25 protein-coding genes and 1 tRNA gene are annotated in these 23,257 nt (G+C 72.3%); 13 read left to right on the plus strand and 13 right to left on the minus strand.

Annotated features, from left to right (window positions below; translation table 11 throughout):
* Positions 1-4: 4 nt before the first annotated feature.
* The 4 genes from BIV23_RS49290 to BIV23_RS39970 form a co-directional block, all read right to left on the minus strand.
* Positions 5-1,297, minus strand: coding sequence for a homoserine dehydrogenase (locus BIV23_RS49290; protein WP_071385904.1), 1,293 nt, complete (start codon positions 1,295-1,297; stop codon positions 5-7).
* Between the two features lie 161 nt (positions 1,298-1,458).
* Entirely contained in the window at positions 1,459-2,850 is a 1,392-nt protein-coding gene (lysA, locus tag BIV23_RS39960; RefSeq protein ID WP_071385905.1) for a diaminopimelate decarboxylase, read from the minus strand.
* Between the two features lie 55 nt (positions 2,851-2,905).
* Positions 2,906-3,919 (minus strand): ArgS-related anticodon-binding protein NrtL, encoded by a 1,014-nt coding sequence (nrtL, locus tag BIV23_RS39965; protein ID WP_071385906.1) that lies wholly within the window; start codon positions 3,917-3,919, stop codon positions 2,906-2,908.
* Positions 3,920-4,107: 188 nt separating this feature from the next.
* Positions 4,108-4,656: a response regulator gene (locus BIV23_RS39970; RefSeq protein ID WP_107471411.1), complete on the minus strand. Its 549-nt coding sequence runs from the start codon at positions 4,654-4,656 to the stop codon at positions 4,108-4,110.
* 201 nt (positions 4,657-4,857) lie between these two features.
* Here BIV23_RS39970 and BIV23_RS39975 point away from each other — a divergent pair.
* Positions 4,858-4,929, plus strand: a tRNA-Arg gene (locus BIV23_RS39975).
* Between the two features lie 115 nt (positions 4,930-5,044).
* On the opposite strand, the gene ku is transcribed toward BIV23_RS39975, so the two are convergent.
* Positions 5,045-6,004, minus strand: a complete 960-nt coding sequence (gene ku / locus BIV23_RS39980; protein ID WP_071385927.1) for a non-homologous end joining protein Ku — start codon at positions 6,002-6,004, stop codon at positions 5,045-5,047.
* A gap of 68 nt (positions 6,005-6,072) precedes the next feature.
* On the opposite strand from ku, the gene ligD reads away from it, so the two are divergent.
* On the plus strand, positions 6,073-6,957 hold the full coding sequence (gene ligD / locus BIV23_RS39985) for a non-homologous end-joining DNA ligase (RefSeq protein ID WP_071385908.1): 885 nt from the start codon (positions 6,073-6,075) through the stop codon (positions 6,955-6,957).
* A gap of 10 nt (positions 6,958-6,967) precedes the next feature.
* Here ligD and BIV23_RS39990 read toward each other — a convergent pair whose 3' ends face one another.
* Entirely contained in the window at positions 6,968-7,771 is an 804-nt protein-coding gene (locus BIV23_RS39990) for a nuclease-related domain-containing protein (RefSeq protein WP_071385909.1), read from the minus strand.
* A 113-nt stretch (positions 7,772-7,884) separates the two neighbouring features.
* On the opposite strand from BIV23_RS39990, the gene BIV23_RS39995 reads away from it, so the two are divergent.
* The 7 genes from BIV23_RS39995 to BIV23_RS40025 all read left to right on the plus strand — a co-directional run bounded on the left by BIV23_RS39995 (position 7,885) and on the right by BIV23_RS40025 (position 14,532).
* The gene (locus BIV23_RS39995; protein ID WP_177240209.1) at positions 7,885-8,394 is read left to right on the plus strand and encodes a protein-tyrosine phosphatase family protein; all 510 of its coding nucleotides are present in this window, start codon (positions 7,885-7,887) and stop codon (positions 8,392-8,394) included.
* A 198-nt stretch (positions 8,395-8,592) separates the two neighbouring features.
* Positions 8,593-9,390, plus strand: a complete 798-nt coding sequence (locus BIV23_RS40000; RefSeq protein WP_071385911.1) for a hypothetical protein — start codon at positions 8,593-8,595, stop codon at positions 9,388-9,390.
* On the plus strand, positions 9,387-10,643 hold the full coding sequence (locus tag BIV23_RS40005; protein ID WP_071385912.1) for a sensor histidine kinase: 1,257 nt from the start codon (positions 9,387-9,389) through the stop codon (positions 10,641-10,643). The genes BIV23_RS40000 and BIV23_RS40005 overlap by 4 nt, the downstream gene beginning before the upstream one ends.
* 82 nt (positions 10,644-10,725) lie before the next feature.
* Complete coding sequence (locus BIV23_RS40010) at positions 10,726-11,082, plus strand: SH3 domain-containing protein (protein ID WP_071385913.1); 357 nt, start codon at positions 10,726-10,728, stop codon at positions 11,080-11,082.
* Between the two features lie 43 nt (positions 11,083-11,125).
* Positions 11,126-12,487 carry an FtsW/RodA/SpoVE family cell cycle protein gene (locus tag BIV23_RS40015; RefSeq protein ID WP_071385914.1) on the plus strand — a complete coding sequence of 454 codons (1,362 nt, stop codon included), beginning with the start codon at positions 11,126-11,128 and terminating at the stop codon, positions 12,485-12,487.
* A gap of 53 nt (positions 12,488-12,540) precedes the next feature.
* The gene (locus BIV23_RS40020) at positions 12,541-13,998 is read left to right on the plus strand and encodes a penicillin-binding transpeptidase domain-containing protein (RefSeq protein WP_071385928.1); all 1,458 of its coding nucleotides are present in this window, start codon (positions 12,541-12,543) and stop codon (positions 13,996-13,998) included.
* Positions 13,999-14,043: 45 nt separating this feature from the next.
* Positions 14,044-14,532 (plus strand): DUF3291 domain-containing protein, encoded by a 489-nt coding sequence (locus BIV23_RS40025; RefSeq protein WP_071385915.1) that lies wholly within the window; start codon positions 14,044-14,046, stop codon positions 14,530-14,532.
* Here the strand turns inward: BIV23_RS40025 and BIV23_RS40030 are convergent.
* Together BIV23_RS40030 and BIV23_RS40035 are read right to left on the minus strand one after the other, a co-directional pair.
* Positions 14,516-15,343 carry a hypothetical protein gene (locus BIV23_RS40030; protein WP_342746409.1) on the minus strand — a complete coding sequence of 276 codons (828 nt, stop codon included), beginning with the start codon at positions 15,341-15,343 and terminating at the stop codon, positions 14,516-14,518. The genes BIV23_RS40025 and BIV23_RS40030 overlap by 17 nt on opposite strands.
* Positions 15,344-15,402: 59 nt before the next feature.
* Positions 15,403-16,512: a ferritin-like domain-containing protein gene (locus BIV23_RS40035; RefSeq protein WP_071385917.1), complete on the minus strand. Its 1,110-nt coding sequence runs from the start codon at positions 16,510-16,512 to the stop codon at positions 15,403-15,405.
* A 123-nt stretch (positions 16,513-16,635) separates the two neighbouring features.
* Between BIV23_RS40035 and BIV23_RS40040 the strand changes: the two genes are divergently transcribed.
* From BIV23_RS40040 to BIV23_RS40055, 4 genes are all read left to right on the plus strand, one after another.
* The gene (locus tag BIV23_RS40040; RefSeq protein WP_071385918.1) at positions 16,636-17,574 is read left to right on the plus strand and encodes an AurF N-oxygenase family protein; all 939 of its coding nucleotides are present in this window, start codon (positions 16,636-16,638) and stop codon (positions 17,572-17,574) included.
* A gap of 91 nt (positions 17,575-17,665) precedes the next feature.
* Complete coding sequence (locus tag BIV23_RS40045) at positions 17,666-18,322, plus strand: TetR/AcrR family transcriptional regulator (RefSeq protein WP_071385919.1); 657 nt, start codon at positions 17,666-17,668, stop codon at positions 18,320-18,322.
* On the plus strand, positions 18,309-18,656 hold the full coding sequence (locus BIV23_RS40050; RefSeq protein WP_177240210.1) for a hypothetical protein: 348 nt from the start codon (positions 18,309-18,311) through the stop codon (positions 18,654-18,656). The genes BIV23_RS40045 and BIV23_RS40050 overlap by 14 nt, the downstream gene beginning before the upstream one ends.
* 120 nt (positions 18,657-18,776) lie before the next feature.
* On the plus strand, positions 18,777-19,835 hold the full coding sequence (locus tag BIV23_RS40055) for a C40 family peptidase (protein ID WP_071385921.1): 1,059 nt from the start codon (positions 18,777-18,779) through the stop codon (positions 19,833-19,835).
* Here the strand turns inward: BIV23_RS40055 and BIV23_RS40060 are convergent.
* Genes BIV23_RS40060 through BIV23_RS47745 form a run of 5 tightly spaced genes read right to left on the minus strand, consistent with a single transcriptional unit; the run spans position 19,808 to position 23,061 of the window.
* Positions 19,808-21,061, minus strand: a complete 1,254-nt coding sequence (locus tag BIV23_RS40060) for a styrene monooxygenase/indole monooxygenase family protein (protein ID WP_071385922.1) — start codon at positions 21,059-21,061, stop codon at positions 19,808-19,810. The genes BIV23_RS40055 and BIV23_RS40060 overlap by 28 nt on opposite strands.
* A gap of 54 nt (positions 21,062-21,115) precedes the next feature.
* Positions 21,116-21,790 (minus strand): GTP-binding protein, encoded by a 675-nt coding sequence (locus BIV23_RS40065; protein WP_071385923.1) that lies wholly within the window; start codon positions 21,788-21,790, stop codon positions 21,116-21,118.
* Positions 21,771-22,190, minus strand: coding sequence for a DUF742 domain-containing protein (locus BIV23_RS40070; RefSeq protein ID WP_071385924.1), 420 nt, complete (start codon positions 22,188-22,190; stop codon positions 21,771-21,773). Before BIV23_RS40070 ends, BIV23_RS40065 begins: the two co-directional genes overlap by 20 nt.
* On the minus strand, positions 22,187-22,684 hold the full coding sequence (locus BIV23_RS40075) for a roadblock/LC7 domain-containing protein (protein ID WP_071385925.1): 498 nt from the start codon (positions 22,682-22,684) through the stop codon (positions 22,187-22,189). Before BIV23_RS40075 ends, BIV23_RS40070 begins: the two co-directional genes overlap by 4 nt.
* Positions 22,681-23,061: a hypothetical protein gene (locus tag BIV23_RS47745; RefSeq protein ID WP_425443576.1), complete on the minus strand. Its 381-nt coding sequence runs from the start codon at positions 23,059-23,061 to the stop codon at positions 22,681-22,683. The genes BIV23_RS40075 and BIV23_RS47745 overlap by 4 nt, the downstream gene beginning before the upstream one ends.
* Positions 23,062-23,257 lie beyond the last annotated feature (196 nt).

Below are 23,257 nucleotides of genomic sequence, written 5' to 3' on the forward strand. Positions count from 1 at the left end.
CTGGTTACTCTCCTTCAACCCGCATGATGCTGGCGACACCCCGCACGGTGTCGAGCTTGCGCAGCGCCTCGACGGTCCCGGAGAGGGAGGCGTCCGAGGCCCGGTGGGTGACGACGACGAGGGAGGCCTCGCCGTCCTTGCCCTGCTGGCGCACCGTATCGATCGACACCCCGTGCTCGGCGAACACGGTCGCGACCTGGGCGAGAACACCCGGTTTGTCCGCGACGTCGAGGCTGATGTGGTAGCGCGTGACGACCTCGCCCATGGGTGAGACGGGCAGGGCGGCGTACGCCGACTCACCGGGCCCCGTTGCGCCGTTGAGCCGGTTGCGGCAGACGGCGACGAGGTCGCCGAGCACGGCGGAGGCGGTCGGGGAACCGCCGGCGCCGGGGCCGTAGAACATGAGCTGGCCGGACGCGTCGGACTCCACGAAGACGGCGTTGTACGCGCCGCGCACGGAGGCGAGCGGGTGGCTCAGCGGAATCATGGCGGGGTGCACGCGAGCGGTGACGGAGCCCCCGTCCGCCGCCCGCTCGCAGATGGCGAGCAGCTTGATGGTGCAGCCCATCTCCTTCGCCGAGCGGAAGTCGGCGGCGGTGACCTCGGCCATGCCCTCGCGGTAGACGTCGTCGAGACGCACGCGCGTGTGGAAGGCGATACCGGCGAGGATGGCGGCCTTCGCGGCGGCGTCGAAGCCCTCGACGTCGGCGGTCGGGTCGGCCTCGGCGTACCCGAGCGCGGTGGCCTCGTCGAGGGCCTCCTGATAGCCGGCCCCGGTCGAGTCCATCTTGTCGAGGATGAAGTTGGTGGTGCCGTTGACGATGCCGAGCACCCGGTTGACCTTGTCGCCCGCGAGGGACTCGCGCAGCGGGCGGATCAGCGGGATGGCACCGGCGACGGCGGCCTCGTAGTACAGGTCGCGGCCGTGCTCCTCGGCGACGGCGTGCAGGGCGGCGCCGTCCTGGGCGAGCAGGGCCTTGTTCGCGGAGACGACGGACGCGCCGTGCTCGAAGGCGGCGGTGATCAGGGACCGGGCGGGCTCGATGCCGCCGATCACCTCGACCACGACGTCGATGTCCCCCCGTTTGACGAGGGCGGTGGCGTCGGTGGTGACGAGTTCCGCCGGGATGCCCTCGCGCACCTTGGCGGGCCGCCGTACGGCGACGCCCGCCAGCTCCACCGGGGCACCGATCCTCTGGGCGAGGTCGTCGGCGTGCGTCGTCATGATGCGCGCCACCTCTGAGCCGACAACCCCACAGCCCAGCAGCGCCACCTTCAGCGGACGCGTACGCATCATCCGACCTCGTTTCCTCATACCGTCTACGGTTGGACCAGTCTCACTCACCGGACGGGCATTTCTACCCTTGGTCCGGATCGTGAGACATGAATTTCATTTGTACGGGGCCGGCCGACAGGAGATCTTCCAGTCGGCCGGCCACGGTTTCTTCCGGCGCGCGGCTATCCGACGTCGAGGCGCAGCAAGTCCTCCTCCGTCTCACGCCGGACGATCACCCGGGCCTCCCCGTCCCGCACGGCGACGACGGGCGGCCGGAGCACGTGGTTGTAGTTGCTGGCCATGGACCGGCAGTACGCGCCCGTGGCCGGTACGGCGACGAGGTCCCCCGGCGCCAGGTCGGCCGGCAGGAACGCGTCCTTGACCACGATGTCCCCGCTCTCGCAGTGCTTGCCGACCACGCGGGCGAGCATGGGCTCGGCGGTGGAGGTGCGCGAGACGAGGGCGACGCTGTACTCGGCGTCGTACAGCGCCGTGCGGATGTTGTCGGACATGCCGCCGTCGACGGACACGTACGTCCGCAGCCCGTCGAGCGGCTTGACGGTGCCGACCTCGTAGAGGGTGAAGGCGGTGGGCCCGACGATGGCGCGGCCGGGCTCGACGGAGATGCGGGGAGTGCGCAGCCGGGCGGCCTCGCACTCCCGGGTGACGATCTCGGTGAGGGCCTTCGCGATCTCGTGCGGCTCGCGCGGATCGTCGTCGCTGGTGTAGGCGATGCCGAGCCCGCCCCCGAGATCGATCTCGGGCAGTTCGACGCCGTGCTCGTCCCGGACGTCCTTGAGCAGCCCCACCACGCGGTGCGCGGCGACCTCGAAGCCGGACATGTCGAAGATCTGCGACCCGATGTGGGAGTGGATGCCGATCAGTTCGAGCCCGTCGAGCTGGAGGGCACGCCGCACGGCCTCGGCGGCCTGCCCGCCGGCGAGCGGGATCCCGAACTTCTGGTCCTCGTGGGCGGTGGCGATGAACTCGTGCGTGTGCGCTTCCACGCCGACCGTGATCCGGATCTGGACCTTCTGCCGCGTCCCGAGGGACTGCGCGGTGTGGGCGACGCGCACGATCTCCTGGAACGAGTCGAGCACGATCCGCCCGACCCCGGCCTCGACGGCACGCCGGATCTCTTCCGTGGACTTGTTGTTGCCGTGGAAGGCGATGCGCTCGGCGGGCATGCCGGCGGACAGGGCGGTGGCCAGCTCCCCGCCGGAACACACGTCGAGATTGAGCCCCTCCTCGTCGAGCCACCGCACGACGGCACGCGAGAGGAAGGCCTTGCCGGCGTAGAACACGTCGGCGTCGGGCCCGAAGGCGGTGCGCCAGGCACGCGCCCTGGCCCGGAAGTCGGCCTCGTCGAGGATGTACGCGGGCGTACCGAACTCCTCGGCGAGTTGCTTGACGTCGACCCCGCCGACGGTGACGACCCCGTCGGCGTCCCGCCCGACGGTCTGGGCCCACACCTTGTGGTCGAGGGTGTTCAGATCGGCGGGCGGCGCGGAATAGTGGCCCTCGGGCAGGACGTCGGCGTGACGGGGCCCGGCGGGATGGGCGGAACGGCTCATGACGGTGGCTCTCAGACTCTCTGTCTCTCTCCGGGGCGCATCTGCTTCTTCGGCCTCAGAGATGTTCGGGTGCGTCGATGCCGAGCAGGGACAGGCCGCCGGCCAGCACCGTCCCGGCGGCTTCGGCGAGCGCGAGCCGGGCGCGGTGGGCGGCCGAGGGTTTCTCCTCGCCGCAGGGGAGCACGGTGGCGAGGAAGGGCAGCGCGGCATCGGCGACGGTGACGAGATGCCGGGCGAGCCGGTCCGGGGCACGGTGGGTGGCGGCCGCGGCGAGGATACGAGGGTGTTCGACGAGGGCGGCGAGCAGCTCGCGGGAAGCACTACCGCTGTCGAAGCCGGTGTCGCTGTCGAGGCCGAGAGGGCCGGGCTCGGCGCCGAAGCCCAGACGGCCGGCGTTGCGGCTGAGGGACCGGACACGCGCGTGGGCGTACCGCACCCGGAACAGCGGATTGCTCTCCCGCTGGACGAGATGGTCGGCGGTGATCCGGGGCCGGTCGTGCGGCGCGGGATGCAGCAGCGCCCACCGGGCGGCATCGGCCCCGAGCGGGGCGGGGTCCTCCGGCGCGGGCACGGGCCGCAGACTGACGGGCTCGCCGTGCTCGACGGTGGCCCGCCCGCCCTGTGCGGCGACCAGCCGTACGACGGCGTCGGCGACGACCTCGGCCCGGACCTCGTACGGCACGCGCAGCGCGACGATCCGCCCGGCGAGGGCGTCGCCGTGCCCGTACGCGGCACCGCGGGCACCGACCTCGCGGACGACGGCGGTGACGAGATCGGCCTGCGCCCGCTCGGCGAGGCTGATGTTGAGGAACCCGGGGCCGGTGACGACGACGTCGCGGATGCCGTCGGCGTCGGCGAGCCGGGGCAGCAGGATCTCGGCGACCCGCCGCGAAGGCTGCCCGGCCGGCCGGGAGAGCTGGAGGGCGATGGTCGTGGCGTAGTCCCCGCACCCTCCGGGCCCCGGCGCGGTCACCACGGCCCGCTCGGGCACGGTCACACTCAGCTCCCCGTCATCGACAGCACGACGCACCGCGTGCAGCACGGTGCGGGACAACTCGACGGGGGTCACGGGACAAGCGTAGGGGAGGGAGGGGGTGGGTATGCGACGTGGTTTCTCACTGTGGGACGGGCGGGGGATTTAGGGGGTTTCGGGACGGAGGAACGGACGACGCCCCAGCTCACCGGGCACGAAGACCCGACGGCCGCGCACGCGAGACCCACCCGCCCGTACGAGACCCACCCGCCCATGAACGTCCGTCACTTCTGGACCCGGCCGCCGTAGGAGACCGGGTGGCCGGGAAGACCGTCGGCGCCGCCGCCCTCCCCGCCCCCGCCCTGTTCCTCGTCTGCGTCGCTCTCGCCGTCGCCGCCCCCGTCCGCGCCGCCGTGGCGCCCGCCGCCTCCCCTGTACCCCGCTCCCCCGCGGCCGTCCCCGCGCTGGATGAGCTGCTTGACGAGCCGGACCAGGTCGGCCGGCTCGAAGGGCTTGGCGAGGAAGGCGTCGACACCGACGTCGAGGCCGCTCTCGACCTCGTACTGCGTGCACGCGCTGATGATGGCGAGCGGCAGACGGTGCGTACGGGGATCGGCGCGCAGCCGGGCCGCCGTGCGCAGGCCGTCCAGCCGGGGCATGACGACATCGAGGGTCACGACATCGGGCCGCACCTGGTGCACCACGTCCAGACACTCGGCACCATCGGCCGCGGTCACGACCTCGAGCCCTTCCAGCTCGAGATTGACCCTGATCAGCTGCCGGATGACCTTGTTGTCGTCCACAACAAGCACCCGACCCGAGGCGCCTGACACACGTCGAGAGTAGGTCCGGACCGGCCGCCGCGTCCGGGTTTTCCCCACTTCCGCCCCGTACAGGGGACCCGTTCCACCGAGCACCGCACACCGGCCCCACCGGGCCCCGTTCCCCACCTCCGTAAACGGGTTCCTGATCACCCCGCCGGACCTGCTAGTGTTCTACCCGTCGCCACGAGCGAAGCGCTCAACAGCCGACACGCCCCCGTAGCTCAGGGGATAGAGCAACGGCCTCCGGAGCCGTGTGCGCAGGTTCGAATCCTGCCGGGGGCACTTCGCAGGAAGTGCCGAAAGACCCCGCCGTCAGCGAGTTCGCTGGGCGGGGTTTTTTGTGTGCGGCTCAGGCCCGTTGTGCGGCTCAGGTCCGTTGCCGGGCAGCGGTGCGGGCCTAGGCCGAGCGCTTGCGGGACGTGGTCTTCTTCGTCGTCGGCTTCGCGGTCTTCTTCGCGGTGGACTTGGCCGCCGGCTTCTTCGCGGTCGCCGACTTCTTGGCGGCAGGGGTCTTCTTCTGGGCGGCGGCGGTCTTGCGCGGCAGGCGTCTGACCTCCGCGTCGACGTCCGAGGGGGGTTCGCCGCGGGACTCGCGGGCCGCTCGCACGCTGCTCTCCAGCGCCGCCATCAGGTCGAGGACCTTGCCGCCGGCCGCCGGGGCCGGGGTCTGCGGCGGGGCCTCGCCGGAGGCCTTCGCGGCGATGACCTCCTCCAGGGCCTCCCGGTACTCGTCGTGCAGGTCCGCCAGGTCGACCTCGCCCAGGGTGTCCATGAGGGCGTCGGCGAGGTCGAGTTCCTTGTCGCGGACGGTGACGTCGAGGTCCGGGGCGACGCCCTCGGGGGGGCGTACCTCGTCCGGCCAGAGCAGGCCGTGCATGGCGATGGCGTCGCCGACCACCCGCAGCATGCCGAGGCGTTCGCGGCCGCGCAGGGCGTACTTCGCGATGGCCACCTTGTTGCTGCGCTTGAGGGCCTCGCGGAGGAGGACGTACGGCTTCGCGGCCGGGGCCCCGCTCGCGGCCAGGTAGTACGCCGCGTCCATCTGGAGCGGGTCGATCCGGTCGGCCGGTACGAAGGCCACGATCTCGATCGTGCGGGCGGTGGGGATGGGGAGGTGGGAGAGGTCGTCGTCGGTGATCGGGATGATCGTGCCGTCCGCGTCCTCGTAGCCCTTGCCGATCTCCGCGCCGCTGACCTCGCGGTCCTCCAGTTCACAGACCTTGCGGTAGCGGATGCGGCCGCCGTCCTCGGTGTGGATCTGGCGGAAGGAGACCGAGTGGCTCTCCGTGGCGTTCACCAGCTTGATCGGGATGCTGACGAGACCGAAGGAGATCGCGCCGTTCCATATCGACCGCACGTGCCGCACCCTTCCGACGGTTTCGATACCTGCAAAGGTTTTGCCGGTTTTTCTGGGATTGTCATCTTATGACGCCTATCACAGAGGTGGCGGGACGGCGGGTCGCGCTCAGCAACCTGGAGAAGGTGCTCTATCCGCGGACCGGTTTCACCAAGGCGGAGCTGGTGCACTACTACGCGACCAGCGCCGACGCGCTGCTGCCGCATCTGCGCGACCGGGCCGTGTCCTTCCTGCGCTATCCGGACGGGCCCGAGGGGCAGGTGTTCTTCACCAAGAACGTGCCGCCGGGTACGCCCGAGTGGGTCACCACCGCCGAGGTGCCCCGGTCGGAGGCGCCGGCCCGGATGGTCGTCGTACAGGATCTGGCCAGCCTCGTCTGGGCCGCGAACCTCGTCACCGAGTTCCATACGCACCAGTGGCTCGTGCAGCGCCCCGACGAGGCCGACCGGCTGGTGTTCGATCTCGATCCGGGGCCGCCCGCCCATCTCGTCCACTGCTGCGAGGTGGCCCTGTGGCTGCGCGAGCGGCTCGCGACGGACGGGATCGAGGCGTACCCGAAGACCGCCGGGTCGAAGGGGCTGCATCTGCTGGCCGCCGTGCGGGGCTCGTCCGCGGAGCGGACCAGCGAGTACGCCAGGGCGCTCGCCGTCGAGGCGGAGCGGGCCATGCCCCGGCTGGTGGTGCACCGGATGACCAGGAGCCTGCGGCCGGGCAAGGTGTTCGTCGACTGGAGCCAGAACGCCGCGCGCAAGACCACGGCCACGCCCTACACCCTGCGTGCCCGCCCCACGCCGCTCGTCTCCGCTCCGGTCACCTGGGGCGAGGTCGCGGACTGCCGCAGCCCGTCCCAGCTGGAGTTCCAGGCTCGGGACATCGCCCCGCGCCTGCGGGACCTCGGCGAGCTGATGGCACCCCTGCTGGACCCGGAGGCGGCGGCCCCGCTGCCCGGGTGACCGTCGGTGTCTACACCCTCCCCCACGTGTTCCGGTCCCGTGCCATGCCGTGCAGGGCCTCCACGTCCGCCGGTTTCAGCACCCCGCCCAGCCGGGCGAGCTCCGCCAGGTCGGTGTCCTGGAGGATCCGTACCGTGCGCGGCCGGGCGGTGACCGTCACCTCGGCGGGGCCCGCGAGGGCCAGGACCGGGCGGACCTCGGCGGTCAGGGCGTAGGAGGCGCGGTCGGCGTCCGCGCGCAGGCGGCGCAGGAGGGGCTCGGGATCACGGCGGCCGACGGTGACCATGGGGTCGGCGACCAGGATCCGGGCCTTGCGGGCGTACAGGGCGTGGACGGTGAAGACGCCGCCGGGGCCGAGCAGCAGATGGTGGATGCGGTCGCCGCCGGGCAGCGCGAGGGAGTGCAGGGTGTGCCAGCCGGCGCCCTCCAGGGCGTCGAGGGCCTGGCCGACGGTCTGCTCGGCGGCCAGGGCGCGGCGGCGCGGGTCGGGGCGCAGCCGGCGGGCGGGGCCGGGGTCACGGTCGAGGGCGACGAGGAGGGCCTCGCCGGGGCGGTTGGGCGCCAGGTCGTCGTCGGGGTGCAGGGTCAGCCGGGCCAGTTCGGCCGGGGTCGGGACCGGGGGCGGGCCCACGGTCACCGGGCCGGTCAGAAAGGGTTTCAGGGCGTGGAGTACGTCGTCCCTGCTGTCCTCGCCGAGCAGGTTCACCCGGCCCGCCTCCCGGTCGTACCAGGCGACGTTGCTGCCGTCCGGGCGGCAGACGTACAGCCTCTCCCGGCCGTGCCGACAGGCCGGCACCACGCGCAGTGCGTTCATGCGCCATCACCCCTCGACCATGGGAACAGGCGGGGTGCTCCGGGGGCAAGACCGGTTACCTTGAAGAAAGGCCCTGGAGGACGGCCCTGTGCAGGGGAGTTGGGGAGGCGCCGTTGCGGATCCGCGGGAGGCAGCCCGCCGTACCGGCTCCGGAGCGTCCGTGGAGCGAGATCGTGCCCGGCCTGTGGATGGGCGGGCACGAGGTCAGGGGCCGTTCCGGGCGGGCGGAGCCCGTCGTGGTGCGGGACGAGTTCGACGTGGTGCAGACGCTGTTACGGCTGCCGGGCCACGGCCCCGATCCGGGGGTCGAGCACCATGTGTGGCCGATTCCCGACGGTCCGCTGGACGGAACGCAGCTCGCCGGGGTGATGCGGCTGGCCCGCGCGGCGAACGAGGCGCTGGACTCCGGGCGCCGGGTGCTCGTGCGCTGCTACCACGGGTACAACCGCTCGGGCCTGGTCGTCGCCCACGCCCTGGTCCAGCGCGGCCACTCCTCGCCCGACGAGGTGATCCAGCTGATCCGGGCCCGCCGCTCGGCCTGGGCGCTGCACAACGAGCTGTTCGTGGAGTACCTGCGTGCGGGACTGCCGACCGTCCGGCTGCTCGAAGAACTGGCCGAGTAACCTCTGCCCAGCACCACCTCCGGGGAACAAAAAGGACTTCCCTACAAAATTACGAGCAATACGAGACTGCGCATAAGGTTGTACGGGGCTCCGTCCGGCCCCCTCGGCCCCGACCCGCCCGTCCGCCCACCCGTCCGTCCACTCGTTCGCACCTCCGTTCGTCCACCCGTTCGTCCGTTCGACCGCCCCAGGAGCCCCGTGCCAGTCCGCCGTCCCGCGCGTATCGCCCTCGCCGCGGTCGCCGTCGCCCTGCTGTCGGTGACGGCATCGGGCTGCGGGGACCGCGGCGGGCTGCGGGCCGCCGGGGCGACCCCGACGGCGGTCAGCCCCGCCAAGCTCTGGCCCGACCTCCGGCCGGCGTCCAGCCCGGCCTACCCCTACGCCGTGTCGACCCGGTCGATCGTCAAGGGCGTCAAGGTCCCCGGAGACGACATCCACAAGGTGGACCCGGTCGACGTGGTCGAGGCGGAGATCAAGGCGGAGCCGGACGACTACGGGTCGAAGGGGGCGTACCACGGGACGGTGGACCGGCTGAAGGACTGCCGGCCCGGCGGCGACGGGACGCGCTGCCCGCTGCTCAAGCCGTACTACCGCGACCTCACCGGCGACGGCAGGGACGACCTGACGCTCGGCTTCCGGCTCTACCCGACCAACCAGACGGCGGTACGGGTCTACACGGTCGAGAAGCACCGGCTGGTGCAGGTGCTGGCCGACAACGACGCGATCCTCGGGGTGGAGCTGGCGGGGCGGGCGCTGATCGAGCGCTCACCGGCGGACATCTCCGGCTACGAGTACCGCACGACCTGGGTGTGGGACCCCGGGCAGCGCGCGATGGTGTTCTCGCGGGACGAGTACCTGCACACCGGTGACGGGCGCAAGACCACGAAGCCGTCCCGGTCCGCCACACCCTCCCCGTCCCCGTCGGCCACCCACTCGGCGGGCACCTCCTCGGCGGGCACCTCCTCCGCGGCCACCCCCTCGGCGGGCACCCCGTGAAGCCCGGTCTGCCGCGGTGGGCCGGTCCGCTCGCCGTGAAGGCGGCCGTGTTCATCATGGTCATGTGCTGTGCGCTGGCCGCGCTGCTCGGCGTCCTGGTGCACGTCTCGGTGACCGACCGGACCGTCAACCAGGCCCGCGAGCAGGCGCTGTCCCGGCTCGACGACGCCACCCAGACGTACGAGGCCGGGGACACGCCGCTGCCGGACGCCGGTGTGGACCCCGAGGGGCTGCCCGCGCCGCTGCGGTCGCTGGCGGCGGCCGGGCAGCGGGGCACGATGGTCTCCACGCACCGGGGGCACCCGACCATGTGGGCGGCGGGCCCGGTGGCCGGGCACCGGGCGCTGGCGGTGGAGCTGGACTACTCGCAGCAGGCCCGGACGATCACCGGGCTCGACAACTCGATCCTGTGGTCGTCGGTGCTCGCGATCGGGGTGACCGTGCTGGTCGGCGTGTTCGCGGTGACCCGGGTGACCCGGCGGCTGCACGCCACCGCGCGCGTGGCCCGGCGGATCAGCACCGGCGACCTGGACGCGCGCGTGGACGACCCGCTCAGCAAGGACTCCTCCCGGCCGCAGGACGAGGTGGCCGCGGTCGCGGCGGCCCTGGACACGATGGCCTCCACGCTGCAGAGCAAGCTGCTGAGCGAGCAGCGGTTCACGGCGGACGTGGCGCACGAGCTGCGCACCCCGCTGACCGGGCTGCACGCGGCCGCGGAGCTGCTGCCGCCGGGCCGGCCGACCGAGCTGGTGCGGGACCGGGTGGCGGCGCTGCGCACCCTCACCGAGGACCTGCTGGAGATCTCCCGGCTCGACACCGGGCGGGAGAAGCTGGAGGTGGGCACCGAGGAGCTGGGTGCGCTGGCCCGGCGGGTGGTGCGGGCGTCGGGCACCGACACGCAGGTGCGGATCGTCCGGGGCGCGCGGGTGGACACCGACCGGCGGCGGCTGGAGCGGGTGCTGGGGAACCTGGTGGCCAACGCGCACAAGCACGGCGGGCTGCCGGTGGTGCTGACGGTGGACGGGCCGGTGGTGACGGTGCGGGACCACGGGAGCGGGTATCCGAAGTACCTGGTCGCCCATGGCCCGCAGCGGTTCCGCACGGAGGGCGGGGCCACGGGGCACGGGCTGGGGCTCACCATCGCCCTGGGCCAGGCGGAGGTCCTGGGCGCGCGGCTGGCGTTCGGCAACGCGGTGGACGGGGGCGCGGTGGCCACGCTGATCCTCCCGGTGGACGAATCCCCGGGCCTCTGAGAGAGCGTCGTGCCGGGCTGGGCCGCCTGACGCCTCGTAATGTGGCGAACAGTAAGGTTTCGCCCCTTTTCAGGAGGCTCACATGTCCCTGCCCCGTTCCCTCACCCGATCACTCGCCGTAGCGGCCGCCGCCGGCGCCCTCCTCGCCACCGCCTCCATCGCCCCCGCCAGCGCCGGCGGCAAGGGGGGCGAGGAGGGCCTCGGGCACTACCGAGGTGTCGTCACCGCCAAGGGCGGCATCTGGCTGCGGGAGCGGCCGGACCGCAGCAACCGGCAGGTGCGGTTCGTCAAGCAGGGCGAGCAGGTCTCCATCTACTGCAAGACCTCCGGTGACGCCGTGCGCGGCAACCCGGTCTGGTACCTGCTGACGAACGGCACCTGGGCCTGGGGGTCGGCGCGCTACATCGCCAACGTCGGCCCCGTGCCGCGCTCGTGTTAGTGGGCACAGCCCACAAGACGCCCCATACGGGTAGGTTCCGGGCATGACCAAGGCCGGAACCACCCTGGCGGCGGCGCGGAGCCCCGCCCCCGCCGTACGCCTCCCCCGGCGCCGTGGCTTCGAACTCGCCCTGATCGTCCTGGCCGTCCTGCTGTGCGTGTACGGCTACTGCGCGGTGGGGCTCGCCCGGACCGGCACCGTCCCGCCCGGCGCCCTCGGCTACGGCGCCGGGCTCGGGGGGCTCGCCCTGGTCGCACATCTCGCCGTACGCCTGCGGGCGCCGTACGCCGATCCGCTGCCGCTGCCGATCGGCGTACTGCTCAACGGGCTCGGCCTGGTCCTGATCTACCGGCTGGACCTGGAGACCCCGCACGATCACGCGGCACCCGCCCAGCTGGTGTGGTCCACGCTCGGGATCGGGCTGTTCACCGTCGTCGTGCTGCTGCTGCGCGACCACCGGGTGCTCCAGCGGTACGCGTACGTGTTCGGGGCCGCGGCCCTCGTGCTGCTCGCGCTGCCGATCCTCTTCCCGGCCGTCAACGGGGCCCGCATCTGGCTGCGGATCGCCGGATTCTCGATCCAGCCCGGCGAGTTCGCGAAGGTGCTGCTCGCGGTGTTCTTCGCCGCGTACCTGGCCGCCAACCGCAACGCGCTCGCGTACACGGGCCGCCGGCTGTGGCGGCTCCAGTTCCCGACCGGGCGGGTGCTCGGCCCGATCGTGACGATCTGGCTGCTGAGCGTCGGCGTGCTGGTCCTGGAGCGGGACCTCGGCACCTCGCTGCTGTTCTTCGGGCTGTTCGTGGTGCTGCTGTACGTCGCCACCGGGCGGACGGGGTGGATCGCGGTCGGGCTGCTGCTGGCGGTGCTGGGCGCCGATGCCGTCGGGCGGTTCGAGCCGCACGTGGCCGGGCGGATCGAGGACTGGCTGTATCCGTTCCACACGATCGACGCCGGGAACGGGCCCAACCAGCTGTCCCAGTCGCTGTTCGCGTTCGCGGCCGGCGGGGTGACCGGCACCGGGCTCGGGCTCGGGCACTCCGTGCTGATCGGCTTCGCCGTCAAGTCGGACTTCATCCTGGCGACGGCGGGCGAGGAACTGGGGCTCGCCGGGCTCGCGGCGACCTTCCTGCTGTACGCCCTGCTCGTGGAGCGCGGCTTCCGGGCCGGGCTCGCCCTGCGCGAACCGTTCGGCCGGCTCCTCGCCGTCGGACTCGCCTCGCTGCTCGCGCTCCAGGTGTTCGTGATCGCGGGCGGGGTGACCGGGCTGATCCCGCTGACCGGCATGGCGATGCCGTTCCTCGCCCAGGGCGGCTCCTCGGTGGTCACCAACTGGGCGATCGTGGCCCTGCTGATCCGGGTCAGCGACTCGGCACGCAGCCAGTACGACGGGCGGGAGGCCCCGTGAGCGATCCCGGCCGCCACCCCGACCGCGCCGGCCTGCCCGACGGCGGGCGGCCCATGGCCCGGTACATCCGTCGCGCCTGGGGGTTCTGCGCGCTGCTGCTCGCGGCCCTGCTGCTCAACGCCGCCCGGGTGCAGGTGGTGCAGTCGCGCGTGTACGACGCCAACCCGGCCAACCGCCGTGCCGCGATCGCCCGTTACGGCCAGCCGCGCGGCGACATCCTGGTCGGCGGCGAGCCGGTCACCGGGTCCAACGACACCGGCGAGCAGCTGCGCTACGAACGCGCCTACCGCAACGGCCCGTTGTACGCCCCGGTGACCGGCTTCGCCTCGCAGCTGTACGGCACCACGTTCCTGGAGCACGCCGCGGACGGGGTGCTCTCCGGCACCGATCCGCTGCTGGCGCCGCTGCCGCTGTGGCAGGACATGACACGCAGGCCCAGCCCGGCCGGGAACGTCGTCACGACCCTGAACCGGACCGCGCAGGAAGCCGCGTACCGGGGGCTCGCCGGGCGCAAGGGCGCGGTCGCCGCGATCGAACCGGCCACGGGCCGCGTCCTGGCGCTGGTGTCGAGCCCGTCGTACGACCCCGGGCAGCTGTCCGGCAACGGCGAGGCGGTGACCTCGGCGTGGGAGCGGCTGAGCCACGACCCGGAGAAGCCGATGCTCAACCGGGCGGTACGGCAGACCTATCCGCCGGGCTCGACGTTCAAGGTGGTCACCGCCGCGGCGGCGCTGGACGCGGGCGTCGTCACCGACCTGGACGCGGACACCGACTCCCCCGACCCCTACCGGCTGCCGGGCACCACGACGCGGCTGACCAACGAGGCCGACGGCTGTGAGAACGCCTCGCTGCGGGCGGCCTTCGAGTGGTCCTGCAACACGGTGTTCGCCAAGCTCGGCGTGGACGTCGGGGCGCGCGACATGGTGGCCATGGCGCAGGCGTTCGGCTTCAACGACGCGGGCGTGCGCATCCCCTTCGGCGTCGCGCCCAGCACCTTCGACCCGCGCGTGGACCGGGCGCAGCTGGCACTGTCGTCGATCGGGCAGTACAACACGCGGGCCACGCCCCTGCAGATGGCGATGGTCGCGGCGGCCGTCGCCGACGGCGGCCTGCTGCACTCCCCCTACCTGGTCGAGCGGACCACCGGGCACAGCGGGGAGATCCTCTCCGGGAACGGGGCGCATCCGGCGCGGCAGGTGATGAGCCCGCCGACGGCCAGGCGGCTCAGGGAGCTGATGGCGGGCGTGGTCCAGGAGGGCACCGGCACCCGGGCGGCCATCCCCGGCGCCCTGGTCGGCGGCAAGACCGGCACCGCGCAGCACGGGGTCGGCAACTCCGGTGTGCCCTATGCCTGGTTCGTGTCCTGGGCGCAGGCCGACAACACCCTGGAGCCGCAGGTGGCGGTCGCGGTGGTGGTGGAGGACGCCTCGGCGGACCGGGGCGAGATCAGCGGCGGCGGGGACGCGGCACCGATCGCGCGGGACGTGATGCGGGCGGTGCTCGGGGGGTGAGACGGGGGGTTCCGAGGACGGCCGCGGCCGACCTACCGTTCGGTCATGCCGCATACGACACCCACGTACGAACTCACCGAAGTCAACATCGCCCGCCTCAAGTTCCCACTGGACTCGCCCGAGTTGAAGGACTTCGTCGACGCGCTCGACCCGGTGAACGCGGTGGCGGACGCCGCGGACGGGTTCGTCTGGCGGTTGCAGAGCGACTCCGGCAACGCCACCGACATCCCGGTCCTCGGTGACGAGTGGCTCATCATCAACATGTCGACCTGGCGGGACACGAACGCGCTGACGGCGTTCATGTACCAGGGGCAGCACCGGGAGTTGCTGGCCCGGCGGCGGGACTGGTTCGAGAAGCTGGAGGAGGCCACGGCCGTGCTGTGGTGGGTGCCGGCCGGCCACCGCCCGACGGTCGCCGAGGCGGAGGACCGGCTGCTGCACCTGCGGGCGCACGGCCCGACGCCGTACGCCTTCACGCTGCGCACGTCGTTCCCGGCGCCGCGGGAGACCGGGACGGTCAGCCGATCGGCCTGATCATCTCCGAGCGGACCTGGAGGGTGAGCTTCGCGTAGAACGCGAGGTCCACCCGGGCCGGGTCCTGCGTGGCCGACTTGGGGGTGACCGAGGCGACCATGGCCCCCGTGTTGCCGTCGTTCCAGGCGCACGCGGGGTAGGTCACGGTCGCGCCGGCCCGCTGCTGCGTCAGCACCTCACAGCTGACCGTGGGCGAACCGCTGTTCGTGAAGTCCTTGCGCGCCACCGCCACCGTCATGCCGTCCGCCTCGGAGGCGCCCTTCAGCATGTCGACGCGGGCCCCGTCGGCGTTCCTGAACCGGCCGTACATGCCCGACACCGCCAGGGTGCCCTGGCTCGCGTCGCCGTTCAGGGTGTACGAGGCGATCACGGCGTGGACGTCCTTGGCGTCCCAGGCGCCGTCGGCCTCGTCCTCGATCTTCTTGCCCTCGGAGTCGGAGAGGTCCTGGGACAGCTGGAACCTCCCGCCGACCAGCGTCTTCGGCAGCGTGAGCTGGTTCTTCGCCGCAGGGAAGCCGCTGCTGAGCACCGCCCCGAGCAGGACGAACCCGACGACGACGAGCGTGACGACACCGCCCACGATCCCCAGGATCAGCCCGACCCGGCGCTTCCTCGGCGGCGCCGCCATGGGCGGCGCCCCCCAGGCCGGGTACGGCTGCTGGGGGTAGGACTGCGGCGGGTACGGCTGCTGCGGCGGGTACGGGGAGCCGTACGGGCCGGGGGCAGGCTGCGGCGGCGGGCCGTACGGGGGCTGGCCATAGGGAGACTGCGGCCCGTACGACGGCTGCGGCTGCTGCGGGGGCGGAGGCATGGACACGCCAGCACGCTACTCCACCTGGGTCGCCCTCCCCGCCACCGCAGCCCGCGGGCTCAGTCCTCGGCCGCCCCCGCGTCGACGGCCTCGCGGACCTCCGCCACCCGCTCGCGCTCCTCGGCCGCGAAGCGCTCCGCGTCCAACTGCTCGGCCGTTTCCTCGTCCTGGGCCATGAGCAGGTCGAGGCTGGCGTCACCCAGCTCGAACACCCCCATGTCCACATAGGCCCGCTGGAGCCGCTCGCCCCACAGGCCGATGTCCTTGACGCACGGCACGATGCGGCTGAACAGCAGCTTGCGGAAGAGCTGGAGGAACTCGGAGTGCTCGCTCAGCTCCGCCGCCTCGGCCTTCGGGATGCCGAAGTTCTCCAGCACCTCCTCGCCGCGCAGCCGGTCGCGCATCAGATAGCAGCCCTCGATGACGAACTCCTCGCGCTCGCGCAGTTCGGCGTCGGTGAGCTGCTTGTAGTAGTCCCGCAGGGCCATCCGGCCGAAGGCGACGTGCCGGGCCTCGTCCTGCATGACGTAGGCCAGTATCTGCCGGGGCAGCGGCTTGGTGGTGGTGTCCCGGATCATTCCGAAGGCGGCCAGCGCGAGGCCCTCGATGAGCACCTGCATGCCCAGGTACGGCATGTCCCAGCGGCTGTCGCGCAGCGTGTCCCCGAGCAGGGCCTGCAGATTGTCGTTGATCGGGTAGACGAGGCCGACCTTCTCGTGCAGGAACCGGCCGTATATCTCGGCGTGCCGGGCCTCGTCCATGGTCTGGGTCGCGGAGTAGAACTTGGCGTCCAGGTCGGGCACCGACTCCACGATGCGCGCGGCGCAGATCATCGCGCCCTGCTCGCCGTGCAGGAACTGGCTGAACTGCCAGGAGGCGTAGTGCCGGCGCAGCTCGCCCTTGTCCCGGTCGGTCATCCTGTCCCAGTACGGCGTGCCGTACAGGGCCATGGACTCCTCGGGCGTACCGAGCGGGTCGTACGGATCCACCTCCAGATCCCAGTCGATGCGCTTCTGCCCGTCCCACTGCTTGTCCTTGCCCTTCTGGTACAGGGCGAGCAGGCGGTCGCGGCCGGCGTCGTACTCCCAGTTGAAGCGTGCCGCGCCCGTGGCGGGCACCTGCCAGAGGGAGTCTCCGGGGTCGTTGGCGTACAGGTCATGGGTCGGCATACACCGCAGGCTCACACGTAGACGCGGAGTCAACAAGTCATGCGGAAGGGATTGACGCCCTTGCTGACAGGCAGTCTCATAAGAGCCAGGACGACGTACCCCGGGTAACGAGGTGAGGGAGCCATGACGACGCTGACGGAAGCGGACGCGCTGGACGGACTGCGCGACGCGCTCGGCCTGCTCAAGGACCGGGAACAGGTGGCCGAGCGGCTGCTCGCCTCCTCCGCCAAGCACTCCTTCGACCCGGACGAGGAGCTGGACTGGGACGCGCCCTTCGAGCCGGGCAAGTGGTTCTGGCCGCCCGAGCTGGTGTCGCTGTACGACACTCCGATGTGGCGGCGGATGAGCGAGGAGCAGCGGATCCTGCTCTCCCAGCACGAGGCGGCGGCGCTGGCCTCGCTCGGCATCTGGTTCGAGCTCATCCTGATGCAGCTGCTCGTCCGGCACATCTACGACAAGGCGGCCACGAGCGCGCACGTCCGCTACGCGCTCACCGAGATCGAGGACGAGTGCCGGCACTCGAAGATGTTCGCCCGCCTGATCTCGCACGGCGGCACGCCCTGGTACCCGGTGAGCCGGACCCACCTGAACCTCGGCCGTGTCTTCAAGACCATCTCCACCACCCCCGGCTCCTTCACGGCGACCCTGCTGGGCGAGGAGGTCCTGGACTGGATGCAGCGCCTGACCTTCCCGGACGAGCGCGTCCAGCCCCTCATCCGGGGCGTCACGCGCATCCACGTGGTCGAGGAGGCGCGCCACGTCCGCTACGCCCGTGAGGAGCTGCGGCGCCAGATGCTCACCGCCCCGAAGTGGTCGCAGGAGTTCACCCGGGTCACCTCCGGCGAGTTCGCCCGCGTCTTCTCGGTCGCCTTCGTCAACCCCGACGTCTACACGAACGTAGGCCTCGACAAGCGGGAGGCGATGGCCCAGGTGAAGGAGAGCGGCCACCGCCGGGAGGTCATGCAGACGGGCGCGAAGCGGCTGACGGACTTCCTGGACGACATCGGCGTGCTCAGGGGTGCGGGGCGACGGCTGTGGAGGTCGTCGGGGCTGCTGGCGTAGCGCGCCGGGGGCGCGGGGAACCGCGCGAGTGCCCCACGACCACCCGCAGCCGCCGACGCCGCGCACCCCCACGGCGATTAGGCTGCGCTGCATGACCCCGTCCGCCACCCCCGCCTACCGTCGGCTCAGCGTCGAGGAGCGGCGAAGCCAGCTCCTCGACGCCGCCCTGACCCTCTTCGCGCACCGCGCGCCCGAGGACGTGTCGCTGGACGACGTGGCGGAAGCGGCCGGAGTCTCGCGCCCGCTGGTGTACCGGTACTTCCCGGGCGGCAAGCAGCAGCTGTACGAGGCCGCGCTGCGGTCGGCCGCCGAAGAGCTCCAGCAGTGCTTCGACGAGCCGCTGGAGGGCCCGCTGCTGCGCCGGCTCTCCCACGCCGTCGACCGCTATCTGGCCTTCGTCGACGAGCACGACACCGGCTTCAGCGCCCTGCTCCAGGGCGGCAGCGTGGTGGAGACCTCCCGCACCACCGCCACCGTGGACGGGGTACGCCGGGCCGCCGCCGAGCACATCTACCGCCATCTCGGCGTCGCCGACCCCGGCCCCCGGCTGCGGATGACGGTGCGCACGTGGATCACGGCCGTCGAGGCCGCCTCGCTCATCTGGCTCGACGAGGACAAGCAGCCCCCGGTCGAGGAGCTGCGCGCGTGGCTGGTGGAGCAGTTCACGGCCGTCCTCACCGTCACCGCGGGCCGCGACCCGCAGACGGCCGCCCTCGTCGGCACGCTCACCGGGGATGGCGGAGACTGAGCCTGTGAAGAGCGAGGACATCCCCTTCGAGGGCGGACCGATGGACGGGCGGGTGCTGTCGGTCGCCCTCGGACCGACCGGGCACCCCCCGAAGACGTACCGCATCCCCGTGCCCGACCCGGACGGCGGCCCGGCCACGGTGCTCGTCTACCGCCGGGTGCCGCGCGGGCACAGCAGGCGACTGGGCCTGATCCAGGGATGGAAGTACCTCCACGACCCGGACGACAGCTCCGGCGGCGGGCTGCGGTGGCCGTGGTCGAAGCCGGCCGGCGCACCGGGCGCCGCGCGAACGGCCACGCCGGACGACGCCGGGCCGGACGACGCGAACGAGTGACAGGCGTGGGCCGAACCGCCCACGCCCGGCGCGCGCCCCACACGGATACATCTGATTATCGCGGTGCGATAGGAGGCGACCAGCCCGCCCGCCGGGCCCCTCCCGCATCGAGGTGATGACATGTCAGGAATGTTTCGGCGCCTGGCCTGTACGGTGACGGTGGCGACCCAGGCCGTCCTGGTGCCCGCACCCGCCGCGGCCCAGCCTGCCGCACCGGCCCCGCCCCGCTCCGTGTCCCAGCTGCTGACGGACCTTCAGCAGCTGTACCGGCAGACCGAACAGGCCACCGAGACCTACAACGCCACCGCGGAGCAGCTGACGAAACAGCGCGCCGAGGTGTCCCGGCTGGACGGCGAGCTGGCCCGCGCCCGGCTCGACCTCCAGGACAGCCGGGCCGACGCCGGCCGACTGGCCCGCCAGCAGTACCAGAACACCGGCGACCTCGGGCCCTTCGCCCGGCTCCTGCTCGCGCCGGACCCGGAGCAGGCGCTGGACGAGGGGCATGTCCTCGGCCGGCTGGCGCGCGAACGGGCCCGCGAAGTGTCCCGGCTGGCCGGCGCCGAGAAACGGCACGACGCCCTGGCCCGGGCCGCGCGCACGGCTCTGGACACCCAGCTCACGCTCGCGGACCGGCAGCGCGCACAGCGCGACGCCGTCCGGGCCAAACTGGCCGACGTGGAACGCCTGCTGGCCGGTCTCACCCCGCAGCAGCTGGCCGCGGTCACCACGCTGGAACAGCGGGACGTCACCCGCGCCCAGCAGAAGCTCACCACCGCGGGCGCGCTGCCCACGGCCCGCGCCGCCTCCCCGGCCGGGCAGCGCGCGGTCCGCTACGCCATGGCGCAGCTGGGCAAACCGTACGCGTGGGGGACGCAGGGACCCGGCTCCTACGACTGCTCGGGCCTCACCTCCCAGGCCTGGCAGCACGCGGGCACACCGATCCCGCGCACCAGCCAGGAGCAGTGGAAGCGGCTGACGCGGGTCCCGCTGACCGGGCTGCGCCCCGGCGACCTGGTGGTCTACTTCCCCGAGGCGACCCATGTGGCCCTCTACGTCGGGGACGGCAAGATCGTCCAGGCGCCGAGACCGGGCGCGCACGTCACGGTGTCACCCCTGGCGTCGTACCCGGTCCTCGGAGCCGTACGGCCGGATCAGGCCCCGGCGACCGAACCCAGGTAGGCCGCGGTCCTGTCGGGCTCGTAGAAGAAGTTCTCGAAGTCCGCCGGGTCGTCGAAGGCATTGGCGAAACGGTCCGCCACCGGCTGGAGCTGGCCGGCCGCGCCGATGAGGTTCAGGATGTGCTCCGGCGGCGGGGCGAGCATCGCGTTCGTCCACTTGGTGACGTGCTGCGCGGTGTTCCAGTAGCGGTCGAACGTCGCCTGCATCCAGGCCTCGTCGAACTCCTTGTCCCCGTGTTCGAGGATCGAGGCGAGGTAGGCGGCGGCGCACTTGGACGCCGAGTTGGAGCCCTGGCCGGTGATCGGGTCGTTCGCCACGACCACGTCCGCGACGCCGAGGACCAGGCCGCCGCCGGGGAGGCGGCCGACGGGGTTGCGGACGGTGGGCGCGTACCGGCCGGCCAACGTGCCGCCGGCGTCGGTCAGTTCGACCTTGGTCGCGCGCGCGTACTCCCAGGGCGTGAACTTCTCCATGAGCTCCAGGGTCAGGGAGAGGTGCTCCGCCGGATCCTTGACGCCGTTGAAGACGTCGAGCGGGCCGCCCGGGATGCCCTCCCAGAACAGGATGTCCGCGCGGCCGGAGGTGGTGAGCGTCGGCATGACGAACAGCTCGCCGACGCCGGGGACGAGGTTGCAGCGCACGGCGTCGAAGTCCGGGTGCTCCGGGCGCGGGCCCAGGCCGTGGACGTAGGCGACCGCCAGCGCGCGCTGCGGCTCGCTGTACGGGGAGCGGGCGGCGTCCCGGCCGAACATCTGGACCAGCTCGCCCTTGCCGGCCGAGACGAGGACGAGGTCGTAGGCGCGGGAGAAGTAGTCGAGGTCGCCGACCGCCGCGCCGTGGATGACCAGCTGGCCGCCGCGCTGCGCGAAGGTCTCCATCCAGCCGGCCATCTTCACCCGCTGGTCGACCGACTGCGCGAACCCGTCGAGCCTGCCCACCCAGTCGATGGCCCGCTGCGTGGGGCCCGGGTCGTGCGAGCCGGGGGCCGCGACCGAGACGCCGAGCCCCTCGATCCTCGGGGCCTGCGACTCCCAGAAGTTCAGCTGGAGGTCGCGCTCGTGCTGCAGTGCCGTGTGGAACATGCACTGCGTCGACATGACCCGGCCGGTGCGGATCTCGTCCGCGGTCCGGTTCGACATCAGGGTGACCTCGTAGCCGTGCGACTGGAGGCCGAGGGCGAGCTGGAGACCGGACTGGCCGGCTCCGACGACGAGTATCTTCCGCATACGGGGGAGGACTCCTAACCGGGACTACTCGGAAACTGACCGGAACTGATCGGACTACTCGGGGGTTTCGTCCAGCGCGTGGCCGACCAGGGCCAGGAGTATCTCGATGACCGAAATTCGACGCCGCGCATCCATGATCATGACAGGGACGTGCGCGGGGACCGTCAGCGCCTCCCGTACGTCCTCCGGCTCGAACCGCTCGCTGCCGTCGAAATGGTTGACCGCGACGACGTACGGCAGCCCGCAGCTCTCGAAGTAGTCCAGCGCGGGCCAGGAGTCCTTCAGCCGGCGGGTGTCGGCCATGACGACCGCACCGATCGCGCCACGCACCAGGTCGTCCCACATGAACCAGAACCGCTGCTGGCCCGGCGTGCCGAACAGGTAGAGCACCAGGTCGTCGTCGAGCGTGAGGCGGCCGAAGTCCATGGCCACGGTGGTCGTGAGCTTGTCCGGGGTGGCGGTGAGGTCGTCGGTGTCCTCACTCGCCTCGGTCATCAGCGCCTCGGTCTGCAGCGGTGTGATCTCCGAGACGGCGGTGACCAGCGTGGTCTTGCCGACGCCGAAGCCTCCGGCCACCACGATCTTGGTGGCGACGGGGGCCCGGGTGCGGTCCGTCTGCCAGGACTTCAGGTCCTCGTCGGGCTCGGCGAAGCCGGCGACGAGGGGGATGCCTCCCACCGCGGAGGCGCCGGCCGCGGAGGCGGCGGTGTCAGAGACGACGGAGTCCACCGAGCACCCTTTCCAGCAGAGCGCGGTCCGGGCGGCCGGTGCCGTGACCGGTGCCGGTGCCGTACACACGGATCTTTCCCTGGTCCGCGAGATCGCTCAGGAGGACGCGGACCACGCCGAGCGGCATCTTCAGCAGCGCGGCTATCTCGGCCACCGTGCGCATGCGGCGGCACAGTTCGACGATGGCCCGCATCTCCGGCATGACCCGGGTGTTGAGGGAGCCGTTCGTCAGTTCCCTGCGCTCCTCGGGGGCTTCGAGTGCCGCCGTGCTGGCCACGAACGTCTCCACGAGGAGGACGTGGCCGAAGCGGGTACGGCCGCCGGTGAGCGAGTAGGGGCGGACGCGGGCGGGTTTGCGGTCGCCGCCGCGCACGGGGAGTTTGTTCGGCGTGCCGCTCATCGTGCGCTCCCGGTCGACTGGGACTCCAGTGACTGCCGTAGCTCCGAGCGGAGTTCCGGGGTGAGGACGTGGCCGGCGCGGCCGACGAACAGGGCCATGTGGTACGCCACCACGCTCATGTCGCACGCGGCGGAACCGTGCACACCCAGCAGCGAGCCGTCGCTGATGGACATCACGAAGAGGCTGCCCTCCTCCATGGCGACCATGGTGTGCTTGACCTGGCCGAAGTCCATCAGCTTCGCGGCGCCGACGGTGAGGCTGCCGATGCCGGAGACGATGGTGGCGAGGTCGGCGGAGGAGCCGCGGGGGCCCTTCGCGGGGCGGCGCAGACGGGACTGCTCGCTCTGGCCCGGATCGGACGAGAGCAGCAGCAGACCGTCCGAGGAGACCACGGCGACGGACTGGATGCCGGGTACTTCCTCGACCAGGTTGGTCAGCAGCCAGTGCAGGTTGCGGGCTTCACTGCTCAGTCCGTAGGTACTGGGCGCGGTCAACTGCTTGCCTCCTCGGCTGTGCCCCCCGTGGTTTCTTCGGCGTGTGCGTGAGTGGTCGGCCGGCGGTGGCCGGCGGTCTGCTCTTCGATCTCCACCTCCACGGCGCGGTACCCGGCCTGAGCACCGCTGCGGAAGCCGCCGAGCCTGCGGCGGAGCGCTTCGGCGTCGACGCTGCCGGTCCGCTGGCGCGGGGCCTGGGCGGGGGCGGTGATCTTGGGGGTGCGCTTGGGGAGGCCCTTGCTGGTGACCGGCTCCTCCGCCTCGACGGACCCCTGCGGGGCTTCGGCGGAGCGCCGCGTGCCCTCGGCGGCTTCCTGCGGAGCCCCGGCCCGCGCGGCGGCGGCCGCGCCGTCGGCGTCCGCCGGGTGCGTGGGCACGGCGTGCGTGGACGCCGGGGCGGCCGGGCCTGCGGGTGCCGGGCCCGTGGGCACCGCGGCGGCCGCGGGCGTCGCCGACGGCACGGCGAACGCCGGGGGCGCGCCGACCCCGGACGACGAGGGGGCGGCGGACACGGAGGGCCTGGCAGGCGCGGCCGCCGAAGGGTCGGTGGGCGCTGCGGCGGCCGCGGGTGTC

The sequence above is a fragment of the Streptomyces monashensis genome, assembly GCF_001866665.1.
GTDB classification, from domain to species: domain Bacteria; phylum Actinomycetota; class Actinomycetes; order Streptomycetales; family Streptomycetaceae; genus Streptomyces; species Streptomyces monashensis.

What these genes read in the sequence shown, in the direction of transcription:
- BIV23_RS40060 (WP_071385922.1), bottom strand. Translation starts at nt 21,061, where the DNA reads ATGCGGAAGATACTCGTCGTCGGAGCCGGCCAGTCCGGTCTCCAGCTC.
- BIV23_RS40050 (WP_177240210.1), top strand. Translation starts at nt 18,309, where the DNA reads ATGGCGGAGACTGAGCCTGTGAAGAGCGAGGACATCCCCTTCGAGGGC.
- BIV23_RS40045 (WP_071385919.1), top strand. Translation starts at nt 17,666, where the DNA reads ATGACCCCGTCCGCCACCCCCGCCTACCGTCGGCTCAGCGTCGAGGAG.
- BIV23_RS40010 (WP_071385913.1), top strand. Translation starts at nt 10,726, where the DNA reads ATGTCCCTGCCCCGTTCCCTCACCCGATCACTCGCCGTAGCGGCCGCC.
- BIV23_RS49290 (WP_071385904.1), bottom strand. Translation starts at nt 1,297, where the DNA reads ATGATGCGTACGCGTCCGCTGAAGGTGGCGCTGCTGGGCTGTGGGGTT.
- BIV23_RS40035 (WP_071385917.1), bottom strand. Translation starts at nt 16,512, where the DNA reads ATGCCGACCCATGACCTGTACGCCAACGACCCCGGAGACTCCCTCTGG.
- BIV23_RS40040 (WP_071385918.1), top strand. Translation starts at nt 16,636, where the DNA reads ATGACGACGCTGACGGAAGCGGACGCGCTGGACGGACTGCGCGACGCG.
- lysA (WP_071385905.1), bottom strand. Translation starts at nt 2,850, where the DNA reads ATGAGCCGTTCCGCCCATCCCGCCGGGCCCCGTCACGCCGACGTCCTG.
- BIV23_RS40055 (WP_071385921.1), top strand. Translation starts at nt 18,777, where the DNA reads ATGTCAGGAATGTTTCGGCGCCTGGCCTGTACGGTGACGGTGGCGACC.
- BIV23_RS40015 (WP_071385914.1), top strand. Translation starts at nt 11,126, where the DNA reads ATGACCAAGGCCGGAACCACCCTGGCGGCGGCGCGGAGCCCCGCCCCC.
- BIV23_RS40025 (WP_071385915.1), top strand. Translation starts at nt 14,044, where the DNA reads ATGCCGCATACGACACCCACGTACGAACTCACCGAAGTCAACATCGCC.
- ligD (WP_071385908.1), top strand. Translation starts at nt 6,073, where the DNA reads ATGACGCCTATCACAGAGGTGGCGGGACGGCGGGTCGCGCTCAGCAAC.
- BIV23_RS40070 (WP_071385924.1), bottom strand. Translation starts at nt 22,190, where the DNA reads ATGAGCGGCACGCCGAACAAACTCCCCGTGCGCGGCGGCGACCGCAAA.
- BIV23_RS40030 (WP_342746409.1), bottom strand. Translation starts at nt 15,343, where the DNA reads ATGCCTCCGCCCCCGCAGCAGCCGCAGCCGTCGTACGGGCCGCAGTCT.
- BIV23_RS40020 (WP_071385928.1), top strand. Translation starts at nt 12,541, where the DNA reads ATGGCCCGGTACATCCGTCGCGCCTGGGGGTTCTGCGCGCTGCTGCTC.
- BIV23_RS39990 (WP_071385909.1), bottom strand. Translation starts at nt 7,771, where the DNA reads ATGAACGCACTGCGCGTGGTGCCGGCCTGTCGGCACGGCCGGGAGAGG.